The 24,078-nt window shown below is 72.0% G+C and carries 18 protein-coding genes; 12 read left to right on the top strand and 6 right to left on the bottom strand.

Features of this window, described 5'->3' with window-relative positions:
- Positions 1 to 120 precede the first annotated feature (120 nt).
- Together KM933_RS07900 and KM933_RS07895 are read left to right on the top strand one after the other, a co-directional pair.
- Entirely contained in the window at positions 121 to 4,296 is a 4,176-nt protein-coding gene (locus KM933_RS07900) for a SpoIIE family protein phosphatase (protein ID WP_221349587.1), read from the top strand.
- Positions 4,296 to 4,610, top strand: a complete 315-nt coding sequence (locus KM933_RS07895) for an STAS domain-containing protein (protein ID WP_221349585.1) — start codon at positions 4,296 to 4,298, stop codon at positions 4,608 to 4,610. Before KM933_RS07900 ends, KM933_RS07895 begins: the two co-directional genes overlap by 1 nt.
- 39 nt (positions 4,611 to 4,649) lie before the next feature.
- Here the strand turns inward: KM933_RS07895 and KM933_RS07890 are convergent, their stop codons facing one another.
- The 4 genes from KM933_RS07890 to KM933_RS07875 form a co-directional block, all read right to left on the bottom strand.
- Positions 4,650 to 5,063, bottom strand: a complete 414-nt coding sequence (locus KM933_RS07890; RefSeq protein ID WP_221349583.1) for a DUF4190 domain-containing protein — start codon at positions 5,061 to 5,063, stop codon at positions 4,650 to 4,652.
- A 233-nt stretch (positions 5,064 to 5,296) separates the two neighbouring features.
- A complete protein-coding gene (locus tag KM933_RS07885) occupies positions 5,297 to 5,524 on the bottom strand; it encodes a hypothetical protein (RefSeq protein WP_221349581.1) in 228 nt (75 codons plus the stop codon).
- 75 nt (positions 5,525 to 5,599) lie between these two features.
- Positions 5,600 to 7,162, bottom strand: a complete 1,563-nt coding sequence (locus KM933_RS07880) for a DUF4139 domain-containing protein (protein WP_221349579.1) — start codon at positions 7,160 to 7,162, stop codon at positions 5,600 to 5,602.
- A gap of 7 nt (positions 7,163 to 7,169) precedes the next feature.
- Complete coding sequence (locus KM933_RS07875; RefSeq protein ID WP_308013301.1) at positions 7,170 to 9,365, bottom strand: DUF4139 domain-containing protein; 2,196 nt, start codon at positions 9,363 to 9,365, stop codon at positions 7,170 to 7,172.
- A gap of 173 nt (positions 9,366 to 9,538) precedes the next feature.
- Between KM933_RS07875 and KM933_RS07870 the strand changes: the two genes are divergently transcribed.
- Positions 9,539 to 9,889 (top strand): PRC-barrel domain containing protein, encoded by a 351-nt coding sequence (locus KM933_RS07870; RefSeq protein WP_260333210.1) that lies wholly within the window; start codon positions 9,539 to 9,541, stop codon positions 9,887 to 9,889.
- 30 nt (positions 9,890 to 9,919) lie between these two features.
- Here the strand turns inward: KM933_RS07870 and KM933_RS07865 are convergent, their stop codons facing one another.
- On the bottom strand, positions 9,920 to 10,960 hold the full coding sequence (locus tag KM933_RS07865; protein ID WP_221349577.1) for a LacI family DNA-binding transcriptional regulator: 1,041 nt from the start codon (positions 10,958 to 10,960) through the stop codon (positions 9,920 to 9,922).
- A gap of 439 nt (positions 10,961 to 11,399) precedes the next feature.
- On the opposite strand from KM933_RS07865, the gene KM933_RS07860 reads away from it, so the two are divergent.
- From KM933_RS07860 to KM933_RS07830, 7 genes are all read left to right on the top strand, one after another.
- A complete protein-coding gene (locus tag KM933_RS07860) occupies positions 11,400 to 13,211 on the top strand; it encodes a coagulation factor 5/8 type domain-containing protein (protein WP_221349575.1) in 1,812 nt (603 codons plus the stop codon).
- A gap of 499 nt (positions 13,212 to 13,710) precedes the next feature.
- Entirely contained in the window at positions 13,711 to 15,024 is a 1,314-nt protein-coding gene (locus KM933_RS07855) for an ABC transporter substrate-binding protein (protein ID WP_221349573.1), read from the top strand.
- 232 nt (positions 15,025 to 15,256) lie between these two features.
- Complete coding sequence (locus KM933_RS07850) at positions 15,257 to 16,222, top strand: carbohydrate ABC transporter permease (protein ID WP_221349571.1); 966 nt, start codon at positions 15,257 to 15,259, stop codon at positions 16,220 to 16,222.
- On the top strand, positions 16,219 to 17,064 hold the full coding sequence (locus KM933_RS07845; RefSeq protein ID WP_221349569.1) for a carbohydrate ABC transporter permease: 846 nt from the start codon (positions 16,219 to 16,221) through the stop codon (positions 17,062 to 17,064). Before KM933_RS07850 ends, KM933_RS07845 begins: the two co-directional genes overlap by 4 nt.
- A gap of 167 nt (positions 17,065 to 17,231) precedes the next feature.
- The gene (locus KM933_RS07840) at positions 17,232 to 19,799 is read left to right on the top strand and encodes a glycoside hydrolase family 2 protein (RefSeq protein WP_221349567.1); all 2,568 of its coding nucleotides are present in this window, start codon (positions 17,232 to 17,234) and stop codon (positions 19,797 to 19,799) included.
- Positions 19,792 to 20,868 (top strand): LacI family DNA-binding transcriptional regulator, encoded by a 1,077-nt coding sequence (locus KM933_RS07835; protein WP_308013300.1) that lies wholly within the window; start codon positions 19,792 to 19,794, stop codon positions 20,866 to 20,868. Before KM933_RS07840 ends, KM933_RS07835 begins: the two co-directional genes overlap by 8 nt.
- 174 nt (positions 20,869 to 21,042) lie before the next feature.
- Positions 21,043 to 21,720 carry an alpha/beta fold hydrolase gene (locus tag KM933_RS07830; RefSeq protein WP_221349565.1) on the top strand — a complete coding sequence of 226 codons (678 nt, stop codon included), beginning with the start codon at positions 21,043 to 21,045 and terminating at the stop codon, positions 21,718 to 21,720.
- Positions 21,721 to 21,747: 27 nt separating this feature from the next.
- Here KM933_RS07830 and KM933_RS07825 read toward each other — a convergent pair whose 3' ends face one another.
- Entirely contained in the window at positions 21,748 to 22,722 is a 975-nt protein-coding gene (locus tag KM933_RS07825; RefSeq protein WP_260333209.1) for a glycoside hydrolase family 26 protein, read from the bottom strand.
- 386 nt (positions 22,723 to 23,108) lie between these two features.
- Here KM933_RS07825 and KM933_RS07820 point away from each other — a divergent pair, with 386 nt between their 5' ends.
- Both KM933_RS07820 and KM933_RS07815 read left to right on the top strand, forming a co-directional pair.
- Positions 23,109 to 23,372, top strand: coding sequence for an HU family DNA-binding protein (locus KM933_RS07820; protein ID WP_221349562.1), 264 nt, complete (start codon positions 23,109 to 23,111; stop codon positions 23,370 to 23,372).
- Between the two features lie 105 nt (positions 23,373 to 23,477).
- Positions 23,478 to 23,969: a DUF5949 family protein gene (locus KM933_RS07815; RefSeq protein ID WP_221349560.1), complete on the top strand. Its 492-nt coding sequence runs from the start codon at positions 23,478 to 23,480 to the stop codon at positions 23,967 to 23,969.
- The last annotated feature ends 109 nt before the right edge of the window (positions 23,970 to 24,078 follow it).

Genomic DNA, 24,078 nt, shown 5'->3' with positions numbered 1-24,078 from the left:
TTCCAGCCGGCTGTCAGGCCCCCGGGTGATCAACGTGCGTCATGGGCGTCGTATGCCTCCATCGCAGGTCCGGCCGGCATCACGGCCGGCGGTCGGGTACGAGGGAAGGAAGGGTGTCCAGTGGCGCGTTCGGAAGACGCCGGCCACCACGAGCGCGCTGCGGGCGCCGGGGCCGGTGTGTTCGCCGCCGACGCGGAGGTCGGGCGGGACCTCGCGCGGGTGGACTGGTCGGCGACCCCGCTGGGCCCGCCGGACCGGTGGCCGCAGAGCCTGCAGACGGCGGTGAGCATCCTGCTGTCGTCCCGGTTCCCGATGTGGATGGCGTGGGGCGAGGAGCTGACGTTCTTCTGCAACGCCGCCTACCGCCGCGACACGCTCGGCCAGAAGTACCCCTGGGCCCTGGGACGGCCGGCCGGCGAGGTCTGGAGGGAGATCTGGGGCGACATCGGACCCCGGATCGACACCGTGATGACCACGGGCGAGGCCACCTGGGACGAAGCCCTGCTGCTCTTCGTGGAACGGTCCGGCTACACGGAGGAGAGCTACCACACCTTCTCCTACAGTCCGCTGCGCGACGACGACGGCACGGTGGTCGGCATGCTGTGCGTGGTGAGCGAGGAGACCGAGCGGGTCATCGGCGAGCGGCGGATGACGACGCTGCGCGACCTCGGCTCCGACCCCAGCGTGGTACGCACCGAGCAGGAGATCCTGGCCTTCGCCGACCAGCAGCTCAGCGGCAACCCGCAGGACCTCCCCTTCACGCTGACCTACCTCTTCCAGCCGGACGGGTCCGCGAAGCTGGCGGGCTGCAACGGAATGTCCTCCGGGCACCCGGCCGCCCCCGCCGTCCTGCCGCCCGGGGAAGGCGTCTGGCCCGCGGCGGAGGCGGCCGGCGGCGAGTCGCTGCTGGTGCCGCTGGACGGCCCGCCGTTCTCCGGCCTGCCGGCCGGCAGCTGGGCGAAGCCGCCCACGCAGGCGCTGGTGACGCCCCTGCTGCGGCAGGGCGACACCCCGTACGGATTCCTCGTGGCCGGACTGAACCCCTTCCGGGTCCTGGACGACGGCTACCGCGGCTTCGTGGAACTGCTCGCCGGACACCTGTCGACGGGCGTCGCGAGCGCCCGCAGCTACGAGGCGCAGCAGCGCAGGGCGGAGGAGCTGGCCGAGCTGGACCGGGCCAAGACGACGTTCTTCTCCAACATCAGCCACGAGTTCCGCACCCCTCTGACGCTGATCATGGGGCCGCTGGAGGAGCTGCGCACCCGGTTCGCGGACGGCGACCGCCGGGTACGGGAGGAACTGGACGTCGTCCACCGCAACGGCCTCAGACTCGGCAAGCTGGTCAACACCCTGCTGGACTTCTCCCGCATCGAGGCGGGACGGATGCAGGCCACCTACGAGCCGGTGGACCTGCCCGCCCTCACCGGGGAACTGGCCAGCGTCTTCCGCTCCGCGGTGGAGAAGGCCGGCCTCGTCTACGACGTCGACTGCCCGCCGCTGGACGAACCGGTCTTCCTGGACCGCGGCATGTGGGAGAAGGTGGTCCTCAACCTGGTGAGCAACGCGCTGAAGTTCACCTTCGACGGCTCCATCCGGATCGCCGTGCGCACGGAGGGTTCCCACGCGGTGGTGACGATCGCCGACACCGGCATCGGGGTCGCGGCCGACGAGGTGCCCCGCCTCTTCGAGCGGTTCCACCGCATCGAGAACGCCCGCTCCCGCTCCAACGAGGGCAGCGGCATCGGCCTGGCCCTGGTGAAGGAGCTCATCGGCCTGCACGGCGGCACCATCACCGCCGACAGCACCGAGGGCGAGGGCACGCGCTTCACCATCCGCCTGCCCTTCGGCACGGCGCATCTGCCCACCGCCTCCGTGGCACCGGCCAGGGACACCCGCACGGTGTCCTCGGCGGACCCCTACGTGCAGGAAGCCCTGCGCTGGCTCCCCGACGAGGACGGCACCGGCGCCGGAGGCGGCGTGCCCCCCGTGCCGCCCACCGGCGCGGACACGTCACCGGACCGTGCCACCGGACCGGCCGTGACGGCGCGGGTCCTGGTGGCGGACGACAACGCGGACATGCGTGACTACCTCACCCGCATCCTGACCGGCGCCGGATACCGGGTCGACACCGTCGAGGACGGTGCGCAGGCCCTGGAAGCCGTCCGCGCCCAGGCTCCCGACCTCGTGATCAGCGACGTCATGATGCCCGAGCTGGACGGCCTGTCCCTGGTGGCGGAGTTGCGCGAGGACCCGCGTACGGCCTCCGTGCCCGCGCTGCTGCTGTCCGCCCGGGCCGGGCAGGAGGCATCGATCGAGGGGCTGCAGGCCGGCGCCGACGACTACCTGGTCAAGCCGTTCGCCGCCGCCGAACTCCTGGCCAGGGTCCGGGCCAACATGGAACTGGCGCGGCTGCGCAACCACCAGGCCCGCTGGCGGGCCGCGCTGGTGGACTCGTTGCAGGAGGCGTTCTTCGTGTGCGACGAGAACGGCGCCGTCATCGAGATCAACGCCGCCTTCACCGACATCCTCGGCTACGGGCCCGAAGGACTGCCGTACCAGCCGATCCACCCCTGGTGGCCGGACGCCGAGACCGACGCCGCGGCCCACGACCAGGTCGCCGCCGCCTTCTCGCAGCTCGTGGGCGACGCCAAGGGCTCCTACAGCATCCCGGTCACCCACCAGGACGGGCACCGGGTGTGGGTGACCGCCATGTTCAGCGAGGCCCAGGACCCCGACACCGGCAGCCAGGTCATCGTCGGCACCTTCCGCGACGTCACCGCCGAGCACTACGCCATCCAGCGGGAGAGCGCGCAGGCCGCCCTCGGCATGCGCGTGAGCCGGGCGGCCAGTCTGCCCGAGGCGCTGACGGGCGCCCTGGCCGAGCTGAAGGACCTGTGGAGCGCCCGGCGGGTCCTGGCCGTGGTACGCGGACAGGGCCAGGAACCGGAGGTCACGTCCACCGACCCCGACCTGACCTGGGAGATGCTGTCCGCCGAGCGGCGGGAGGAGTTCACCGGCTGGCTGGAGCAGCCCCCTCTCACGGCCGTCTCGGACGCCAAGGGCGCAGGCATCACCGTGAACCACCCCGAGGGCCCCATGGTGCTGCACGTCACCCTCGGCGAGAACCGTCCCTTCACCGACGAGGACCAGCTCCTGCTGTCCCTGATGGCCGGACAGCTCGCCCAGGCCCTGGCCCGCGCCCACCAGATCGACCAGCAGCGCGAGACCGCCATCGCCCTGCAGCGGGCCATCCTCGGCCCCTCCCACCTGCCGGAGGGGTTCGCCGTGCGCTACGAGCCCGCCACCCGCCCGCTGGAGGTCGGCGGGGACTGGTACGACACCGTCGCCCTGCCCGACGGCCGCATCGGCATCGTCGTCGGCGACTGCGTCGGACACGGCCTCCAGGCGGCGACCGTCATGGGGCAGCTGCGCAGCGCCTGCCGGGCCCTGCTCCTGCAGGACGCCAGTCCCGCCAGGACGCTCATGGCCCTGGACCACTTCGCGGCGGGCATCCCCGGCGCGCTGTGCACCACCGTCTTCTGCGGCGTGCTGGACCCCGGGACCGGCGAACTGACCTACTCCAGCGCGGGCCACCCGCCGGGCATCCTCACCCATCCGGACGGCACCACCACCCTGCTCGAAGAGGGGCGTTCCATCCCGCTGGCCGTCCGTCCCGGACGGCACCGTCCCGAGGCCGGCTGCACCGTCCCGGCACGCGCCACCCTCCTGCTGTACACCGACGGCCTCGTCGAGCGCCGCAGCCGTCCCCTGACCGCCGGCATCGACCAGGCCAGCGAGGCCGTCCAGGACGGCCGCGAGGCCGCCGTCGACGACCTCGCCACCCAGGTGATGACGCGGCTCGCCCCCGCGAACGGCTACGACGACGACGTCGCCCTGCTGCTGTACCGCCACCCGGCGCCGCTGGAGATGAGCTTCCCCGCCGAGTCCTCCCAGCTGGCGCCGGTCCGCAAGGCGCTGCGCAGCTGGCTGGGTCAGTGCGAACTGCCGCCGCACATGGTGCAGAGCGTGCTGGTCGCCGCCGGGGAGGCATGTGCCAACGCGGTCGAGCACGGGCACCGCGACGCCCCGGGCGAGACCGTGCGCCTGCGTGCCGAGGCCCATGCCGGCGCGCTGCACCTGACCATCGCCGACAGTGGCCGCTGGAAGCAGCCCCAGCCCCATCTCAACACCCACCGGGGCCGCGGAGTCGGTCTCATGCACGCGCTGATGCAGCGGGTCACCATCACGGCCGGTACCACCGGCACCATCGTCGACATGCACACGAGGATCGCCTGATGACCACCCCGCTCACCCTGATCCCCGGTCACCAACCGGACGGCAGTCCGCTGCTGACGGTCGTCGGTGAGATCGACATGACGAACACCGGCGCCCTGGCCGAGGCCCTGGACGGGACCGAGGGGTCCCTCGTCGTCGACCTGACCGCGGTGGAGTACCTCGACAGCGCCGGGCTGAGTGTCCTGTTCGCGCACGCCGACCGTATCGAGCTCGTCGCCACGCCCCTGCTGGGGCCGATCCTGACGGTGTCCGGCCTCGCCGAGCTGACCACCGTCCACGGTCTGACCGCGGAGGGGCCGGCCGGCGACCGCTGACCGGGCGGGCCGTGGTCCGCACGGCCCGGACCGGGAGGGTCAGTTGCCGCCGTCGACGTCGCGTTCGAAGTCCTTGGCGCACTGGTCGCGGTCGGACTTGCCGTCGGCGTGCTGGATGCAGTCGTTGTAGTCCTTGAACGAGTCGGAGCTGAAGAAGGAGACGCCGATCGCGACGATCACGGACGAGACGACGAGGGCCAGGGCGCTGAGCACCGCGCCCGTAATGGCCATGCCCCGGTGCGGCGCCCGTCCGCCGCGGGCGCGCCGGGCGGCGACGACACCCAGCACCAGGCCCACCAGGCCCAGGACGATGCCGCCGAGGACGGTCCAGAAGAACACGCAGGCCGCGATACCGAGCACCAGTGCCGCGACCGCCATGCCGTTGCCCGTCCGGGGCGCGGGCTCGTAGGAGCCGGGGTGGTGGGGGTGCGCCGCTTGACCGTGGAGTGTCATCAGGAGGTCCTCGCTCTCTGTTCGCCGTGACGAGTGCTTGCGGTGCGTGCAGTGCTTGCGGTGCGTGCAGTGCTTGTGCCAGGACGTGTTCCCCGTGATCTGTGCCACATGCCGCGGTCCGCCGGCGGGCGGTGACAGGGGAAGAGCGCGACGAAACCGGGCCGGGACTCCGTGGGGAGTCCCGGCCCGGTTCTTCACCGCGCGCCGCCGTTCCCGGCGCGCCCGGCGGTAGTTCAGTGGTTCCGGGACGTCGTCCCCGGTCCGTCGTGGGTGCGGGATTCCTCCGATCCGTCCCCCTCGTCGGTCTCGTCGGTCACGTCGGCCCGGTCGGGGGCCTCACTGTCCCATGCGACGGGCGGTGTCGGCGCCGTGATCGTCTGCGGCTCGTCGGAACCCGGCCGGACGCTCGGCTGCGATTCGGCTGCGTGGGGCGTGTGCGTTTCGTCAGTGGGCTTCGTCATGGCGTACGTGTTCCCGGCGTTCCCGTTCGAATGCCTCGACGGAGCCCTCTGTCGGCCGCCCCGGTGCGGTCCCGCTCAGATCCCGGTGACCTTGCTGCCCGCCGACATCTCGTAGACCAGGGTCACCGTGCGGCGGCCGCCGGGCGGGAGGGGGACGTCCCAGCGGACGATGCCCTCGCCGTCGACGGCGTCGGGCACGGGGGAGCAGGCTTCCGTGCGCAGGCGGACCTCGACCGCCGAGACCTCGGAGACGGGGACGCGTTCCCGCAGGACCACGACCCGCGCGCCGTGCTCCCCGGGCGCGGAGAACCGGGACAGGTGCAGCCGCACGGTGCGGGTGACCACGGTGCGCCGGTCCATTCCCGCGGAGGTGCGGGACTCCTCGGTGTGCCGGACCACCCGGCAGTCGTCCGAGCTGCCGAAGGCGAGCTCGGCGGGTGCGCCGGGCGCGGTGAACGGCAGGGTGCCGCGGCCGATGAAGCCGCTGCCGCGGACCAGGTCCACGGGGCCCGCGAGCAGCGCGTGGCCGGACCGGTTGTCGAACCGCGCGACCCGGGTCACCAGGGGGGAGAGTTCGGGTGCGCAGGCGTACTCGTCGGCGGCCGCCGTGGTGAAGGAGGAGAGCGGGACCCGGTGGGCGCGGCCGTCGCCGGGGACGGAGACCGGTGCGGGGGAGCGGAACACCCGGGTCTCGCCGTCGTCGTCCACGCCCGGCAGGCCGAGCACCGGAGCCGGACCGAGGTCCCCGATCTCCTCCTCCCGCACCTCCACGTCGACCGTGCGGCGCTCGGCCGCGGAGCGGTCCCGCAGGGTCAGTCTGTCCTCGTCCAGGTGCGGTGGATCGGTGGCGAGCGCGGACCGTGCCGTCGAGAACGTCAGGCGTACGTCCGACCAGTCCTCCCCGGTGCGCTGCCAGACCATCGCGTCCGTCTCCAGCGTCAGGGAGCCGCCGTCGAGCACGGCCCGGTAGGCGGGCCGCCACAGTGCGCACGGCAGGAGGTGGCTCACGCGCAGCCCGACGGGTCCGGCGGTCGCGGCCTCCACGGTCAGCTCGACGTGCCCGACCAGCTCGGCGGGTTCCGTCCCGGCGAGCCACAGGGCGCGCCGCGTCTCGTCCAGTTCGGCGGCGAGCTCCGCCGACCGGCTCTCCGCGGAGCGGAGTTGCTCGCCGTACGTGTCCCGCTCGGCGTCCACCCGGTCCAGTTCCCCGGTCCAGCGGGGCCCGTCGACCGTACCGGAGCCCGCGCTCTCCCCGATCTCCCGCAGCAGGTCGGCGGCCAGGCGCCCGAGCAGGTCGAGGCGGGTGTGCAGCCGGTCACGCGCCCGGCCCAGGGTGAGCTGTTCCTCCTCCAGGAGGTGCACCCGCCGGCGCAGCGCCGAGTCGTCGTCGGGGGACGGCAGGGGTCCGCGCGGCGTCCAGGTGCGTACGATCCGCGCGTCGAGGACCGTCGCGGAGCGCCCGTCGGCCGGTTCGGCGTGGAGGGAGCGGTCGACGGCCAGCGCGCTGACCGGACCGAGCCGCAGCCGCTGGACCCCGGCCTCCAGGTCGAGCACGGCGGTGCGTTCGACGTGGGCGCGGTCCTCCAGGCACGTGACGGCGGTGACGGGCAGGGCGATCGGCTCGGTGTCCGTGGACATGGGGATGTCAGCTCCTGCGGTTTCCGTCGACCAGTGCCTTGCCGGCCGGGATGCGTATCTCGTAGCCGCCGTCGAGCCGGGCGGATCCCCCGGGCGGCAGGTCCACCCGCCAGACGCGGGTGCCGGGGGCCAGGCGGTCGGGTCCCGCCCCCTCCTCGGGGACCGTCCAGTCCGCCCGCTCGTCGATCCGCACGTCCGGATCGGAAGTGACCGGTACCCGTTCGCGGACCTCGACGCCGACGGGCCGGGCCAGCCGGTTGGAGAGCTCCACGTGGACGCGGTGGTCGAGCACGGTGGTGCCGTTGCGCAGTCCCGCGGACGACTCGCGCAGCTCCGTACGGCGGGTGACCCGGACGGCCTCGGCCGGCCCGAGCCCCACCCGGCGCGTCCCGCCGGGGGCGAGCGTCGGCAGCGCGGTGGTCAGGAGGAAGTCGTCGTCGAGGGTGACCTCCACGGGACCGGCCAGCCACGCCTGTCCGGTGGCGTTGGTGAGCACCAGCGTCGCGTGGACGGTCTCGTCCACGGACGGCACGCAGAGGTACTCGGTCCGCAGCGCGACCGGGATCCCGGTGACGGTGACCGTGTGCCAGGTGCCGTCCGAGGGGATGTCGGTGCGGGCCGCCGCGTCGAAGCGGTGGTCGAAGGAGCCCGCCGACTCCCGGGGCCGTACGGCGTGGCCGGGCAGCGGCAGGGACGCCACCGCCTCGGCGCGGCGGCGGTGCTCGGCCGCCACCGGGTCGAAGGACGCGTCGGGGAAGAGCCGGCCCCTGCGGCCGGCCTCCTCGTCGGGGCCCGCCAGGACGAGGGCGACGTAGTCGAGTTCGGCGACGCCGGGACGCGGCGGACCGGCCTGCGGGACGGCCGACCCGGGCACGGCCGGCACCGGGGCGGGAGACATGGGGGCGGGTGACGCGGGGGCGGGCGGCATCGCCGCGGCGGGCATCACGCCGCCGGGAGCCGAGGGCGGCAGGGGAGCCGGGGGCGGAAAGGAAGCCGGGGGCGGCAGGGGGACGGAGGTCTCGAAGGGGCCACCGGCGGGAGCGCCGCCATGGGACGGACGGCCTTTCCGGGAGCGCGCCGGCTGCGCGGGACCGGCCCCCGGGCCACCGCGGACCGGGGGAGCGGACGCGCCGGCACGGCCGGGCACCGGAGGCGGGGGAGCCGCGGTGCCGTAAGCCTGAGGTACCGGCACCGGTGTCGGGGGAACGGGACCGGGCGCGAAGGCGGACCCGGCGAACGACCCGGGGGCGGCCCCGACGGCCGCGGGCGCCCCCGCGACCGCTTCGTGCGCGACCGCCGCAACGGGGCGGGGCGCCGCGGCGTCGTACCCGGTGAACAGGTCGGCGAGCCCCGTGGGGGGCTCCCGCCAGCCGGAGGGCGCGGGGTCGGACTGCCGGCGTCCGATCCGCAGCGAACGGAGCGCGGGCAGATCGGTGCGGCGGTGGAGGTCGGCGGTGGCCAGGGCGATACGCACGCCGTTCCAGTCCTCCCCGGTGCGCTGGGCCACCGAGGCGCGCAGCACCAGACGGCCGCCGCCGTCGCCCTGGCGGTAATGGAGACGGTATGCCGGGGACCAGACGGCGCCGGGCACCTCGTACTCCAGCTCCAGTTCCGCCTCGCCCGTGCCGTCGAGGGTCACCGCCGCCGAGACCGTGGTCGCCACGTGCGCCGACGGCGCGTCGGTGGAGGCGTGGGCCAGGGCGTCCGCCGCGACCGCGAGGTCGTGCTCGGCACGGAGCAGCGCCTCCTCCAGCTCGCCGAGGCGGGTGTGCAGGTCGCGCAGCCGCGCGTCCACGAAGTCGGCCAGCTCCAGCCACGCCTCGACCGGGGTGCGGCGGGGCGGGTCCTCGCGCCTGCGGGCGGGCGGGGCCGGACGGAGCCCCCGGACCTCTTCGACGAGACCCAGGTGCCGGTCCCGCCGTGCCCGCGCCGCCGCGCACTCCTCGCGCAGCCGCTCCACCTCGCGCCGCAACCCGTGCGGCGCGCCGGGGGCGTCCGGCTGTGCGTCGACCTCGACCCGGGCCTCGACGACCCGCACCCCGCCGGCGCCGACGACACGGACCAGCAGGGAGCCGGGGCCCGCCGTCCGGGGCAGCCCGGTGACCCGGACCCTGCCGTCCGGCGGAACGCTGCCACGCGCGACGCGCCTGCACAGCGCGCCTTGTGCGTGGACCACCACCGAGTCGAGGACCGAATCCCACACCTGATGAACTGTCTCAGCCTTCAAGAACTCCCCCTGGTCGTGCCCGTACCGCGCACAGCGTACGCCCGGTCGCCCGCTTCAGGTCTGCCATCCGCCCCAGTGGGCACACGCCTGATCAGGAACACGAGAGAGAGCACCAGAGGGAACACCAGAAGGACCATGAGAGGGAAGACATGATGGGCGACCACCTGACCGACCGGGTGCCGACCGCCGGCCACACCCCGGACGACGACCTGACCGGCTACCGGGTCGAGGCCGAGGACGGCCGTGTCGGCAAGGTCAGCAAGTACACGAACGACCTGGGACCGGGCTTCCTGGTGGTGCGCACCGGTGTCCGGTTCCTCGCCAAGGACGTCGTGATCCCCTCGGACACGGTGACGGACATCGACCACGAGACCCGTCTCCTCCGGCTGTCCGGCGGGAAGGAACAGATCAGGACGGCACGCGTCTTCGACCCGGACACCTTCCTCGGCGATCCGCGCCACCGCGACCAGCTGGGCGGCAGTCGGGGTTCGGGGCACTGACACCGGCGGGCCCCGTGCACCGGCCGGGCCCTACGCCGATTCCCGGACCACCAACTCGGGATCGAAGACGACGGACGCCGGTTCGGTGCGCGCCCCCCTGATGTGCTCGGCGAGCAGCCGGGCCATCGCCGCCGCCATGTCCTCGACCGGCTGGCGGACGGTGGTCAGCGGCGGCCTGCAGGCGACCGCCACGCTCGAATCGTCGAACCCGACGACCGCGACGTCGTGCGGCACCCGCCGCCCCCGCTCCCGCAGCACCTGGCAGATTCCCTGGGCCATCAGGTCGTTGGCCGCGAACACCCCGTCGGCCTCGGGGTGTTCGGCGAGCAGCTCCGTCATCGCCGTCATGCCGCTGTCGACGGTGAAGCCGCCCTGGACGAACGGGACGTACGCGTGCCCGTGGCGGGCCATCGTGTCGCGGAACCCGGCCAGCCGCTCCTGGCTCGCGGACACGGCCAGCGGCCCGGACACGGTGACGATCCGCCTGCAGCCCCGGCCCAGCAGGTGCTCGGCCGCGAGACGTCCGCCGTCCCGGTGGGCGAGGTCGACATGGCTGAGCGCGACCGGCCGGGAGGGCCGGGCGAAGAGCACGGCGGGCAGTCCCGCACCGGCCAGCAGCGCGGGCAGCGGATCGTCTGCGTGCGTCGAGACCACCAGGGCCCCGTCGGCGCTGCCCTGCCGCAGATACCCGACGACCTCCTGCCGTGCCTCGGCGGTCTCGGCGAACATGAGCACCGGATGCATCGACCGCGGACGCAGCTGGCGGACGACCCCGCTCACCACCCGGCCGAAGAACGGATCCGTCAGCGCCCGCGCGGCGAACGCGTCCTGTTCCTCGTCCGAGACGTCGCCGGCGCCGGACATCACGAGTGCCACGGTCCCGGTGCGCCGGGTGACCAGCGACCTGGCGGCCTGGTTGGGCGCGTAACCCGTTCTGCTGACCGCCTGCCGGACCGTCTCCCGGATGGCGGGGTCGACGTTGCGGACACCGTTGATGACGCGGGACACGGTGGCCCGGGAGACACCCGCCTCCCGGGCCACATCCTCCAGGGTCGGGGCCTGTCTGCGCATGCCCGCACCCTAACGGCCCGGCCCGTGGACGGCGTGCGCCCGGTGCGCGGGGGAGGAGATGAGCTCATGGGGTCTTTCGGGTGGGGGTCTCCGGTGCGGACGGGGGCGGGAGGGCGGCCGGACCATGGAGGGAGAGCGCTCTCCCGTGACGGAGTGTCGAGGTGGAGGCGCACGGGTGTCAAGGGGTCCGGCGCAAGGGACGGCCGGCTTCTCCCGCCCACCTCTTGAACGCTCCGGCGAGCCGGGAATCGCCCGTCAGTCGGGCGAAAATCCGTCAAGCATGCTTCTGCCTGCGGGACTTGCCGGATGAAGGGCGGCAACTTCCGTGACTCCGGTCGCAACTCTTGACGCGCGCTTCACGCGGATGAAGCATGCGAGGGCGAGAGAGCGCTCCCCCAACCCCCCACCGTTCGTTTCCTGAACAAGGAGAGTCGCGCCCATGTCCTCTGCCCCCATGGATCCCCCCACCTCCCGATCCTCGGTCGGACGCCGCACCGTCCTCGGTGCCGCCGCGGCCGCGGCGACGGGTTCGGCCCTGTCCGGCCTGTCCTCGCCCGCGTCGGCCGCGTCGGCCGCCCCCACCGCGCCGAAGACCCCGCGCGCCCTGCCCGGCGGCGGCGACCTGGGCCCGAACGTCATCGTCTTCGACCCGTCCACCGCCGGTATCCAGGCCAAGCTGGACGAGGTGTTCCGGCGGCAGGAGTCGGCGCAGTTCGGGACCGGCCGCTTCGCCCTGCTCTTCAAACCCGGCACGTACCACGGCCTCAACGCCCAGCTCGGCTTCTACACCTCCATCGCGGGCCTCGGCCTGTCGCCCGACGACACGACCATCAACGGGGACGTCACCGTCGACGCGGGCTGGTTCAACGGCAACGCCACCCAGAACTTCTGGCGCTCGGCGGAGAACCTGGCGCTGGTCCCGGTCAACGGCACCAACCGCTGGGCCGTGGCGCAGGCGGCGCCCTTCCGGCGCATGCACGTACGCGGCGGTCTCAACCTGGCCCCCAATGGCTACGGCTGGGCCAGCGGCGGCTACATCGCGGACAGCCGCATCGACGGCCAGGTCGCACCGTACTCGCAGCAGCAGTGGTACACCCGCGACAGCTCCGTCGGCGGCTGGGCCAACGCCGTGTGGAACATGGTGTTCTCCGGTGTCGTGGGCGCACCCGCGCAGAGCTTCCCGAACCCGCCGTACACGACGCTGGACACGACCCCCGTCTCGCGCGAGAAGCCCTTCCTCTACCTGAACGGCAGCGAGTACCGCGTCTTCCTGCCGGAGAAGCGGACCAACGCACGGGGTGTCACCTGGGGCAACGGCACGCCGAGGGGTACGTCGCTGCCGCTGTCGCAGTTCTACGTCGCCAAGCCCGGCGTGTCCGCGGCCACCCTCAACCAGGCGCTGGCCGAGGGGCTCCACCTCCTGCTGACGCCCGGCATCTACCACCTCGACCAGACCGTCCAGGTGAACCGGGCCGGCACCGTCGTCCTCGGCCTCGGCTACGCGACCCTGATACCGGACAACGGCGTCACCGCGCTCAAGGTCGCCGACGTCGACGGTGTACGGCTGGCCGGATTCCTCATCGACGCCGGGCCGGTCAACTCCGCCACGCTGCTCGAAGTCGGCCCCCGGGGCGCGACACGGGACCACTCCGCCAATCCCACCACCGTGCAGGACGTCTTCATCCGCATCGGCGGGGCCGGCGCGGGCAAGGCCACCACCAGCATGGTGGTCAACAGCCGGCACACCATCGTCGACCACACCTGGGTGTGGCGTGCCGACCACGGCACCGGCGTCGGCTGGGAGACGAACCGGGCCGACTACGGCGTCGTCGTGAACGGCGACGACGTCCTCGCCACCGGTCTGTTCGTGGAGCACTTCAACAAGTACGACGTGCAGTGGTTCGGCCAGCGGGGCCGCACCATCTTCTTCCAGAACGAGAAGGCGTACGACGCCCCGAACCAGGCCGCCATCCAGAACGGCTCCCTCAGGGGGTACGCCGCGTACAAGGTGGGCGACTCCGTCACCTCCCACGAGGGCTGGGGGCTCGGCAGCTACTGCTACTACAACGTCGACCCGACGATCGTCCAGCACCACGGCTTCGCCGCCCCGAACACCCCGGGCGTGAAGTTCCACCACCTCCTCGTCGTCTCGCTCGGCGGCCAGGGCCAGTACGCCCGCGTCATCAACGACATCGGGGCGCCCACGTCGGGCACGTCCACGGTGCCCTCCACGGTGGTCTCGTATCCCTGAACGGGAACCCCCCGTCCGTCACTCGGGACCCCGGGTCCCGTCACCCGCGGCCCTCGCAGCCCCCGCAGCCCTCGCAGCCGACAGGCCGCGGGGGCTGCGGCACGTCTCCCGTGGGCCCGGGTCCTTCCCGGAGGCGGGTATCAAGACACATGGCTCAGGAATGGGACCACAGTCCGGTGACTACGCATGGTGATGTCTTTCCGATGGGTGACGCGTACGGCCCGGCCGCGCACTCCCTATCCGACCACTCCTTTGACAACGATGTCCAGGCGTCGGGCGTCTCTCCTCGCACAAGAAGCTGAACCCTTGTGGCGTTCAGTCAAAGTTTAGTAAAACCGCTGGTCATGGCCTCAAACAACGGTGAAATTCAGATAGACCGGTCTATGGACATTGCCGCGAAGTTACGTCTACGTTGAGCGCTCATCAGGCCGGGGTCCTGATGACCGACGCGGTCATTCCCCGCCTGACACCAACAGCTGTGCGGCGAGAGGTGACGGGGATGCGGAAGAGCTGGATGGCCCTTGTGGCGGCGACCGCGGTGGCGGCGACAGCCTGTAGCGGACAGGGGGGCGGCGGGCGTGGCGAGATCGCGGCCCCGCCGAGCGACCCGGCGAAGGTGTCGGGCGAGATCACGGTCCTGACCAACAGGTCGGACCAGATCGCCGACGGCACCCTGGAGAAGTACGCCGAGGAGTTCGGCGAGGTGTACCCGGGGGTGAAGGTCAAGTTCGAGGGTCTGACCGACTACGAGGGCGAGACCAAGATCCGGATGAACACCGAGAACTACGGTGACGTCCTGCTGATCCCGAACTCCCTCTCCGTCGAGCAGTACCCCACCTTCTTCGCCCCGCTGGGCGAGGCCGGTGAACTGTCGAAGAAGTTCGACTACACCGACCACGCCACCGTGGACGGCCAGGTCTACGGGTTGGCCAACATCGGCGTGGCCAACGGGTTCGTCTACAACAAGGCGGTGTGGGCGAAGGCCGGCATCACCGAATGGCCCGCCACGCCCGAGGAGTTCGTCGCGGACCTCCGGAAGATCAGGGCGAGGACGGACGCCGTCCCGTACTACACCAACTACAAGGACGGCTGGCCGCTCACCAACTGGACGAACGCCATCGGCTCGCCCGGGTGCGACCCCGGCTCCTACGACTCCCTGGCGAAGACGGCGAAGCCGTGGAGCCCGGGATCGGACCTGCACACGATCGACGAACTCCTCTACACCGTCGTCGACGGGAAGCTGTCCGAGTCCGACCCCACGACGACCAACTGGGAGGACTCCAAGACGCAGATGGGGGCCGGCAGGATCGCTTCGATGTGGCTCGGCTCCTGGGCGATCTCCCAGATGCGGACCGCGGCGGAAGCGGCCGGCAAGAAGCCCGACGACATCGGGTTCATGCCGTTCCCCGCCCAGAAGGACGGCAAGTTCTGCTCCGTCCTGCGCCCCGACTACCAGTACGCGGTCAACGTCCACTCCGGCAAGAAGGCCGCCGCCCGTGCGTGGATCGACTGGTACATCACCAAGTCCGGTCAGGCGGCAGCCGAGGGATCCATCTCGTCGGTGAAGGGCGCTCCCTTGCCCGACACGCTGAAGCCGTTCTCTGACAACGATGTCACCCTGATCCCGCAGCACCAGGAGAACGTCGCCGACGTCCACGCGATCGACAAGGCGTCCGAGATCGGCATCACCGTGCAGGACTACCGGCAGAAGCTGGTCGACGTCGCCCGCGGGGCGGCGGACGGGGACATGGACAGCTACTTCGAAGAGCTGAACGGGAAGTGGTCCGAGGCTCAGCAGACCCTCGGCGGCTGACCGCACCGCCGCGCGGTGGGACCACGGACGGGGGGTGGTCCCCTGCGCAACGGCCCAACGGCCCAACGGCCCAACGGCGGTAGGCGGTACGGCTGTACTGGAACTCCGCGTACATCGCCGCCCGCGTGCCGCGTGCCGCCTGTCGCCGTATCGCCATGCTGCGTGCCGCCGTGCCGTGATGCCGGTGTCCTGCCGCACGACCGATCCCGAACCCACCACGAGGAACCATGAGATGACCGCTGTCCAGAAGACCCGCGCCGAGGCGTCCGCCGTCGGCCGGCGCGGTGCTCCGCCTCCCGGACCCGCCGGCGGCCGGCCGCGCCCCGGAAGGCGCCGCCGCACCGCCGCCCTGACGCCGTGGCTGTTCCTGGCCGTTCCCCTGACGTTGCTGCTGGTGTTCACCTACCTGCCCGTGGCGGACATGGTCGGCTACAGCTTCACCGACTGGGACGGCACCAGTCCCGAGCGCTCCCTGGTCGGCGGGGAGAACTACACCGACCTGGTGACCCGGCCGCAGCTGTTCGAGGTGTTCCTGGTCAGCGGTTTCTACCTCGCCGCCTCGTTCGTGCAGATCGCGGTCGCCCTGTACTTCGCGACGGTCCTCAGCTTCAACACCCGCTTCCGCAACGTCTTCAAGGGCCTGCTGTTCTTCCCCTACCTGGTCAACGGTGTGGCCGTCGGGTTCGTGTTCCTGTACTTCTTCCAGCCCGACGGCACCCTCGACACCCTGCTGCGCCTGGTCGGCGTGGACGGCAGGCACCTGTGGCTCGGAGACCCGGACCTGGCCAACCCGTCGCTCGCCGGGGTGTCGGTATGGCGCTTCACGGGTCTGAACATGGTGCTGTTCCTGGGCGCGATCCAGTCGATCCCACCGCACCTGTACGAGGCCGCGCAGCTGGACGGGGCCAACCGCTGGCAGCAGTTCCGGCACATCATCGCGCCCGGTATCAAGCCCGTCATCAGCCTGAGCTTCATCCTCGCGGTGTCCGGGTCACTGGCCGTCTTCGAGATCCCGTACATCATGACCGGCGGCGCCAACGGCACCGAGACGTTCGTCATCCAGACCGTCAAACTCGCGTTCCAGTTCGACAAGGTCGGGCTGGCCTCGGCCTCGGCCGTCGTCCTGCTGGTCCTGATCCTGCTGATCACCTGGGTCCAGCGCCGGCTGATCCCCGAGGAGAGGGTCGAACTCTCATGACCGCCGACACCGCCGACACCGCCGTTCCCGGCCGGCGCCCGTCCCGTGCCGGCAGCACCGCGCTGTCCCGGACCGCCGTCGCCCTGAAGTACCTCTCCCTGCTGCTGGCCTCGGCCGTGGTCCTCGTCCCCCTCGGCGTCGTCCTGCTGACCTCGCTCAAGACGCAGACGGAGCTGGCCGACGAGGGACCGCTGTCGCTGCCCGACAACTGGTTCCACTTCGCCAACTACACGACCGCCTTCGAACAGGGCGCGATGCTCGGCGCGTTCGGCAACACGACGCTGATCCTCGTGGTCTCCACCACCGGGACCGTGCTGATCGGCTCGATGACCGCCTACGCCGTCGACCGCTTCCAGTTCCGCCTGAAGAAACTGGTGATGGGCCTTTTCCTGCTGGCCGCGCTGGTTCCCGGCGTCACCACCCAGGTCGCCACCTTCCAGGTGATCGACGGACTGGGCGCCTTCAACACCCGGTGGGCGCCGATCCTGCTCTACACCGGCACCGACATCGTCTCGATCTACATCTTCCTGCAGTTCATCCGCTCCATCCCGGTGTCCCTGGACGAAGCGGCGCGCATCGACGGCGCCAACTCCTGGACGATCTACCGGAAAATCATCTTCCCGATGCTGCGGCCGGCGATCGCGACCGTCGTCATCGTCAAGGGCATCGCCATCTACAACGACTTCTACGTGCCCTTCCTCTACATGCCCGATCCCGAACTCGGCACCATCTCCACCGCCCTGTTCCGCTTCAAGGGCCCCTTCGGCGCCCATTGGGAGACCATCTCGGCCGGCACCATCCTGGTGATCGTGCCGACCCTGGTCGTCTTCCTGGCGCTGTAGCGCTTCATCTACAGCGGTTTCGCGGCCGGTTCGACCAAATGACCCGCACGTCCCCCTGCACCCGCACGTCCCCCTGCACCCGCACGTCCACCCGTGCCCGCATGTCCACCCCTGCCCGCACGCTCGTCCGCGCCCGCACCACGTCGCACGTCCCACGAGGAGTCCGCATGAAGGTCCGCACCCCGCTGTCCCAGGGTTGGCTGCTGCGCCTGAACACCGACCGCCACACCCCCGCGGAGGCACCCCCCGGACTGGCGGGGACGGCCGTGCCCGCGCAGGTGCCCGGCTGCGTCCACACCGATCTGATGGCGGCGGGCCTGCTGGCCGACCCGTACCTCGACCGCAACGAGTCGGAGGTGGCCTGGGTGGGCCGCGCCGACTGGACGTACACGACCGAACTTCCCGGTCAGGAAGCCGGCTTCGAGCGCACCGACCTGGTCTTCGACGGTCTGGACACGGTCGCCTCCGTCCATCTCGCGGGCCGGCTGCTGGGCCGTACCCGCAACATGCACCGGTCCTACCGGTTCGACGTCACCGAGCTGACGGCGGACGGACCCGCGCCCCTCGAAGTCGCCTTCACCTCCGCCTACACCGAGGCCGAGGCCGTACGGGCCCTGCTGGGCGAGCGGCCCAACTCCTACCCCGAGCCGTTCAACCACATCCGCAAGATGGCCTGTTCGTTCGGCTGGGACTGGGGTCCCACGCTGGTGACGGCCGGCATCTGGCGCGAGGCGAGGATCGAGCGCTGGTCCACGGCCCGGCTGGCCGCCGTCCGTCCGCGGCTCACCGTCGCCGACGACGGGACGGGCGTCGCCGAGATGGTCGTCGACCTGGAGCGTACGGCGACCGGCCGGGACCGGCCCCTGCGGCTGGTGGCCGCCGTCGGCGACGCGTCCGCGGAGATCACCGTCGGCCCAGGGGAGGAGACGGCCACGGTCACCGTGCGGGTCCCGGACGCGGCGCTGTGGTGGCCGCGCGGTTACGGCGGCCAGTCCCTGTACGGGTGCACGGTCGTCCTGAGCGAGCCCGACGGCGGCCGGGCGCTCGACACGTGGGAGCGCCGCGTGGGCTTCCGCACGGTCCGGCTCGACACGTCCGCGGACGAGCACGGCAGCGCCTTCACCCTGGTGGTCAACGGCACACCCCTGTTCGCCCGGGGGGTGAACTGGATACCCGACGACGCCTTCCCCGCCCGGATCACGGCCGACCGCTACCGCACCCGGCTCACCCAGGCCGCCGAGGCGGGTGTCGACCTGGTGCGCGTGTGGGGCGGCGGGATCTACGAGGACCGCGCCTTCTACGACATCTGCGACGAGCTGGGCCTGCTGGTCTGGCAGGACTTCCTGTTCGCCTGCGCCGCCTATTCGGAGGAGCAGCCGCTGCGGTCCGAGATCGAGGCCGAGGCCCGGGAGAACGTGGCCCGCCTGATGCCGCACCCGTCGCTCGTCCTGTGGAACGGCAACAACGAGAACCTGTGGGGCTTCGCCGACTGGGACTGGGAGCCGGAGCTCGCCGGCGACTCCTGGGGCGAGGGCTACTACCTGGGCCTGCTGCCGCGCATCGTCGCGCAGACCGACCCGACCCGCCCGTACTGGGCGGGCAGCCCCTGGTCGGGATCGTGGGAGCACACGCCGAACGACCCCGACCACGGCACGGCGCACTCGTGGGAGGTGTGGAACCGCCGTGACTACGGCGACTACCTCACCTCGGTGCCGCGCTTCGTCGCCGAGTTCGGCTGGCAGGCGCCGCCGGCCCTCGCCACCCTGCGACGGGCGCTGTCCGAACGCCCGCTGACCGCCGACTCGCCCGGCATGCTGCACCACCAGAAGGCCGAGGACGGCAACGGCAAACTGAACAGGGGCCTCCTGCCGTACTTCCCGGCGCCGGCCGACTTCGACACCTGGCACTACCTCACCCAGCTCAACCAGGCACGCGCCGTCGCCGCCGGGGTCGAGCACTGGCGCTCCCACTGGCCGCGCTGCGCCGGCACGGTGCTGTGGCAGCTCAACGACTGCTGGCCGGTCACCTCCTGGGCGGCGATCGACGGCGACGGCCGGCTCAAGCCCCTGTACTTCGAGATGCGCCGCCTGTACGCCGACCAGCTGCTGACGATCCAGGACCGCGACGGCGAGCCGGCGCTCGTGGGCTGCAACCAGGGTGCGCGGACCTGGGACACCACTGTCACGGTCCGTCGCGTCGGGGCGGACGGCACGGTGCTGGCGAGCGCCGAGGTCGCGCTCAAGGCCGCGGGCCGCGGCGTGGCCCTGGAGCGGCTGCCGGACCCGGTGGCCGTGTTCGGCGACCCGCGCCGGGAGTTCCTGGTCGCCGACGTACGGGAGTCCTCCCGTACGGACGGTGCCGGGGGCGGGGAGGGCCTGCGCGCGGTGCGCTTCGCGTGCCCCGACCGCGAGTTCGCGTACCCCGCCGCCGTGTACGACGTGCGGGTGCGCGAGGACGGCGAGGACGGCGAGGGCGGCGAGGACGCCGCGCTGGTCACCGTGACCGCCACCACCGTCGTACGGGACCTGCTGCTGCAGGCCGACCGGTTGGACGCCGGCGCGCGCACCGACCACGGGAGGGTGACGCTCCTGCCCGGCGAGAGCACGACCTGGCGGGTCACCGGCTGGCCGCGGCCCGGCGCCGAGGCCGCCCGCACGGCACTGTTCTGCGTCAACGGCGCAGGGGCGGTCGACGGCGCAGGAGCGGTCGGCGGCGGAGGGACCGCCGGTGACTGAGGAGCCGTCGGTGACCGGGGAGCGGGGACGCCGGCCGGGTCGCGTCACGATCACGGATGTGGCGGCCCGGGCCGGTGTGTCCCGGGGAGCGGTGTCCCTGGCCTTCAACAACCGGCCCGGTGTCTCGGAGGCCACCCGTGAACGCGTCATGGCCGCGGTCGCCGAGCTGGGCTGGGTGCCGAACCAGGCCGCGATCAAGCTGTCCGGTTCGGCGACCGGCGCGGCGGACACCGTCGGTCTCGTCATCGCACGCCCCGCACGCCAGCTCGGGCTCGAACCCTTCTACATGGAGTTCATCTCCGGGGTCGAGTCCGTCCTGGAGGAGCACGGGTGCTCGCTGCTGCTGCACCTGGTGCGGGACACGGCACAGGAGATCGCCGTCCACCGCCAGTGGTGGCAGGCCCGCCGGATCGCCGGTTCCATCCTGGTCGACCTCCAGCACGACGATCCGCGGATCACCGAGCTGGCGGCGATCGGGCTGCCGGCGGTCGCGGTCGGCCATCCGTCCCTGACCGGTGACTTCACCTCGGTGTGGACCGACGACGAGAGTGCCGTGCACGAGGCGGTGCGCTATCTCGCGGCTCTCGGGCACCGGCGGATCGCGCGGGTGGGCGGTCATCCGGGGCTCGGGCACACCGCGCTCCGCACCGCCGCGCTGGACGCGATCGTCGCGGAACTGGGACTGGAGTCGGCCCGCAGCGTCACCACCGACTTCTCCGGTGAACAGGGGGCCCGCGCCACCCGCTCGCTGCTCGTCTCCCCGGAGCGGCCCACGGCGATCGTCTACGACAACGACATCATGGCGGTCGCGGGACTGTCCGTGGCCGCCGAGATGGGCCTGAGCGTGCCGAAGGACGTCAGCCTGATCGCCTGGGACGACTCCCAGCTGTGCCAGCTCACCCATCCCAACCTGTCCGCGATGAGCCACGACGTCTTCGGCTTCGGCGCCGATGTCACCCGTCGGCTGTTCGACGTCGTCCACCGCCGCAACCCCTCGTCCGGCCCGGTCGCGACGCCCGTCCTGCTGCCCCGCGGCAGCAGCGCGCCCCCGCGGGGCGCCACCGGCTGAGGGCGTGGTACGGGTACCGGTGGCCCGGGCCGGGCGTCCGCCCCGCCCGGGCCGTCCCCGTGCCGTCCGCACCGGGCGCCACCGGCCCCTCCCACCGAAAGGCGGATCCCCCGTGCCTCTGCCCCTGCCCGTGGCCCCGCCCGTGCCCCTGCCTCGTCGAGGGGGACGGATCTCATGAGACTCGCGACCCGCGTATGGGGCGAGGGCCCCCGCACGGCCGTCCTCGTGCACGGCATCATGACGGACTCCCGCAGCTGGAACCGGGTGGCCCCGGCGATCGCGGACCGCGGCTACCGGGTCCTCGGTGTGGACCTGCCCGGCCACGGAGCCAGCCGACCGGCCGCGGCCTACACCCCGGCGGCACTGGCCGCCGACCTGCTCGACACCCTGCCCCCGGCCCCCGACCTCGCCGTCGCCCACTCACTGGGTTCGGCCGCCCTGCTGCTCGCCGCACCAAGGCTGCGCTGCGCCCGCGCGGTCCACTGCGACCCCGCGTGGCTGCGCCGTCCCCGGGACCTGGACGCCCTGCGGGCCGTCAAGCACGCCACCCGGCGGGAGCTGCGTGCCGCGCACCCGCGCTGGCACGACGACGACATCACCGCCGAGCTGCGGGCCCTGGCCACCTGGGACCCGGCCTCGGTCACCGCGCTGCGGCAGCTGCCCGGCCTGCCGTACGCCCCGGCCGTCCCCTCACTGGTCCTGCTCGCCGGCCCCAGCGAACGGATCCCGCCGGCGGAAGCCGCGGCACTGGCGCGCCGCGGCTGGCGGGTACGCACGGTGGACGGTGCGGGACACACCGTCCACCGGGACGATCCCGCCGGGTTCCTGCACGGACTGCGCGGGTGGCTGTGACCGCGCCGGGCCGTCAGGGCAGTACCGTCAGGGCAGTGCGACCTCGCCCTGGTTCAGCACACGGGGATGGAAGTACGCTGCCTGGATCTCGGCGTTGGTGTTGTTCCCGCGCAACTGCTCGGACCACATCATGAACCAAGCCCACTGGGGCTGACTGCTCAGCAGGGAGGCGGTCGGCATCTTGCCCATCTCCGCCAGCGCCATCGGTTTCGTACCCGCAATGCTCCGCAATTGCTGGTAGTCGGCGGAACTGGGGTGGTTCTTGTACCAGACGTCCAGGGAGACGACATCCACGTACGCATTGCCGGGATAGTAGTTGCTCCAGCCCCCGGCCGGATTGTCCTGCACGTTCCACACCCAGATCAGATTGTCCAGCCCTTTGGTCCCGGCGAGGTAGTCACGGGTGATCTGATAAAGGCGCGCGCTGCCGTTCGCACCGGGCCGGTTGCCCCACCAGTTCCATGCCTCGTTCATTTCGTGCAGCGGACGGAAGAGGACCGGAACACCCGCACTCCTCAGTTGCTGGAGATAGGGGACCACCTCGTCGAGTCGCCGCTTCCAGGCGGTGTTCAGGGCGCTGCCCTCGGTGAGTATCTGCGAGAACTGCGCCTGGGAGATGTTCGACTTCACACCGCCCTCGAACGCGCAGGTGCTTCCGCCGGTCGGCGGGCAGACGTGCCAGGTGAGGGAGACCAGCGACCCGTTCGCCCACTCGGTCTTCGCCTGGTCCACCACGCGCTGGCGGTTGGCCACGTCCGCGGAGGCGAACATCAGGTCACCGCCCCACAGGCCGGGGTACTGCCCGGTGACGTCCTTGACCTGCTGGGTGTACTGCCCGGGCGCGGAAGCGGGCTCCTTGTTGTGCTGTCCGGAGACGACGTGATTTCCGGAAATCGACTTGAGGTAGTTCAGTACATTCTGTTTGGGGGTCGGGGGAAACGCCTGCGCGGATTCCGTCACAGGCCAGACGAAGACGGCTGCGGCAACGGCTGCCGCAGCCATGACGAATATGACGCAGCGCCGGATCGGTCTCATGAGCATCCAAGCTCCCGTGGTGGAAAGAAATGCGTATCGCCAAGGTGGCCGCTGCGCCGGTGCCCGTCAATGGTTCGTGGCACAACCCGCAACCCGTCCGCGGGATTATTTACTTAACGTTTTCCGAACGCCGCCGAAGAAATGGCTCCTTGTCCGCCATGCGTGTTTTGCCGCGGCGGCCCGCCGTCGCCGGATCCGTCCCGGCCGGCCCCGGCCGCCAGAACCCGCGAAATGCGCCGAACGCCCACAGCCGTGATCGTGGTGGGGAAGCAGTTCGCTCCTCGAAGGCCCGGGTACGCGAGCACGGGGGTAGCCGGGCGTTCGAGCACCACGACGGGATACGGGTTCGGCGCATGGACAAGCACCAGTTGATCGAGAAGACCGCGAGCCGGACGGGGGCCGCGGGGGACGGCGAACGGCTCGCGCCGCACGAGGTCGAGCGCGTACTGGACGCGCTGTTCGGGACCGTGGACCACTCCGGTCTGATCGCCGAGGCCGTCAGGGCGGGGGAGACGGTCGTCCTGGGCAGCTTCGGCGACTTCCACGGCGCCGACGGCACGGTCGCCTTCCGGCCCGGCAGGGCCGTGGCCTCCTACCTCCAGGGCGACACCGGGTGAGCGCGGAGGCGCCCCGTCCTTCGTTCGGGTGGAGCTGCCGAGAGGCATCACCCGGCCGGGTGAGCGTGGACGGGCCGTGCCGCACGGCGTCGGTACGGTTCCCCGATGACCTCGAACTCAACAGAAGCGCGTCCGGTGCGCTCCGCCGAACTGGGCACGCTCGTGGCCGTGTCGTGGAGCCGCGAAACGCCCCAGGGCAGTGTCCCCTACATCCTCGCCTGCTCCCTCGGGGACGGTGAGAGGGGTCCGGACGGTTCGTCGGCATCCGTCGCGCAGTTGCTGCACAACTGCGGGCTCTCCACGGAGGAGGGCCTCGTCGATGCCTCCGCCCGCCCGGCCCTGCCGATCAGCCTGCTGGTCGTGGACGGATCGATCGTCCTCACCATGCCGCAGATCAACGCCCAGCTCGTGCCGTCCGGGCCCTGGCTCGACGCCGTCGCGGAGCGCGGCTGCGCGTGTCTCGTCATCACCACGCGCCCGTGGCCCGGTGGCGACCTCGACGACAACGAAGCGCTGGCTGCCTTCGCCAACGACGAGGAGACCCTCAGGGCGGCGGCCGTTGTCGCCCTCCCGGCCCGCAGCCTGCGCGACCGCTGACCCGTACGTCCGTACGCCCCCTGACCCGTACGCCCGCTGGCCCGTACGCCCGCTGGCCCGTACGCCGTACGGTCGCACGCCCGGCCGGTGTGCTCCGGCCGGCCGGGCA

The sequence above is a fragment of the Streptomyces beigongshangae genome (genome assembly GCF_019710745.1).
Taxonomy (GTDB): domain Bacteria; phylum Actinomycetota; class Actinomycetes; order Streptomycetales; family Streptomycetaceae; genus Streptomyces; species Streptomyces beigongshangae.
Note: the sequence above shows the minus strand (reverse complement) of the source record. Positions and strands in the feature narration are given on the sequence as shown.

Excerpts from the sequence above, each read along its gene's own strand:
- KM933_RS07880 (WP_221349579.1), bottom strand. The coding sequence starts at position 7,162 with ATGTCCACGGACACCGAGCCGATCGCCCTGCCCGTCACCGCCGTCACG.
- KM933_RS07885 (WP_221349581.1), bottom strand. The coding sequence starts at position 5,524 with ATGACGAAGCCCACTGACGAAACGCACACGCCCCACGCAGCCGAATCG.
- KM933_RS07895 (WP_221349585.1), top strand. The coding sequence starts at position 4,296 with ATGACCACCCCGCTCACCCTGATCCCCGGTCACCAACCGGACGGCAGT.
- KM933_RS07840 (WP_221349567.1), top strand. The coding sequence starts at position 17,232 with ATGAAGGTCCGCACCCCGCTGTCCCAGGGTTGGCTGCTGCGCCTGAAC.
- KM933_RS07830 (WP_221349565.1), top strand. The coding sequence starts at position 21,043 with ATGAGACTCGCGACCCGCGTATGGGGCGAGGGCCCCCGCACGGCCGTC.
- KM933_RS07845 (WP_221349569.1), top strand. The coding sequence starts at position 16,219 with ATGACCGCCGACACCGCCGACACCGCCGTTCCCGGCCGGCGCCCGTCC.
- KM933_RS07890 (WP_221349583.1), bottom strand. The coding sequence starts at position 5,063 with ATGACACTCCACGGTCAAGCGGCGCACCCCCACCACCCCGGCTCCTAC.
- KM933_RS07865 (WP_221349577.1), bottom strand. The coding sequence starts at position 10,960 with ATGCGCAGACAGGCCCCGACCCTGGAGGATGTGGCCCGGGAGGCGGGT.
- KM933_RS07870 (WP_260333210.1), top strand. The coding sequence starts at position 9,539 with ATGATGGGCGACCACCTGACCGACCGGGTGCCGACCGCCGGCCACACC.
- KM933_RS07860 (WP_221349575.1), top strand. The coding sequence starts at position 11,400 with ATGTCCTCTGCCCCCATGGATCCCCCCACCTCCCGATCCTCGGTCGGA.
- KM933_RS07815 (WP_221349560.1), top strand. The coding sequence starts at position 23,478 with ATGACCTCGAACTCAACAGAAGCGCGTCCGGTGCGCTCCGCCGAACTG.
- KM933_RS07850 (WP_221349571.1), top strand. The coding sequence starts at position 15,257 with ATGACCGCTGTCCAGAAGACCCGCGCCGAGGCGTCCGCCGTCGGCCGG.
- KM933_RS07825 (WP_260333209.1), bottom strand. The coding sequence starts at position 22,722 with ATGGCTGCGGCAGCCGTTGCCGCAGCCGTCTTCGTCTGGCCTGTGACG.
- KM933_RS07820 (WP_221349562.1), top strand. The coding sequence starts at position 23,109 with ATGGACAAGCACCAGTTGATCGAGAAGACCGCGAGCCGGACGGGGGCC.
- KM933_RS07855 (WP_221349573.1), top strand. The coding sequence starts at position 13,711 with ATGCGGAAGAGCTGGATGGCCCTTGTGGCGGCGACCGCGGTGGCGGCG.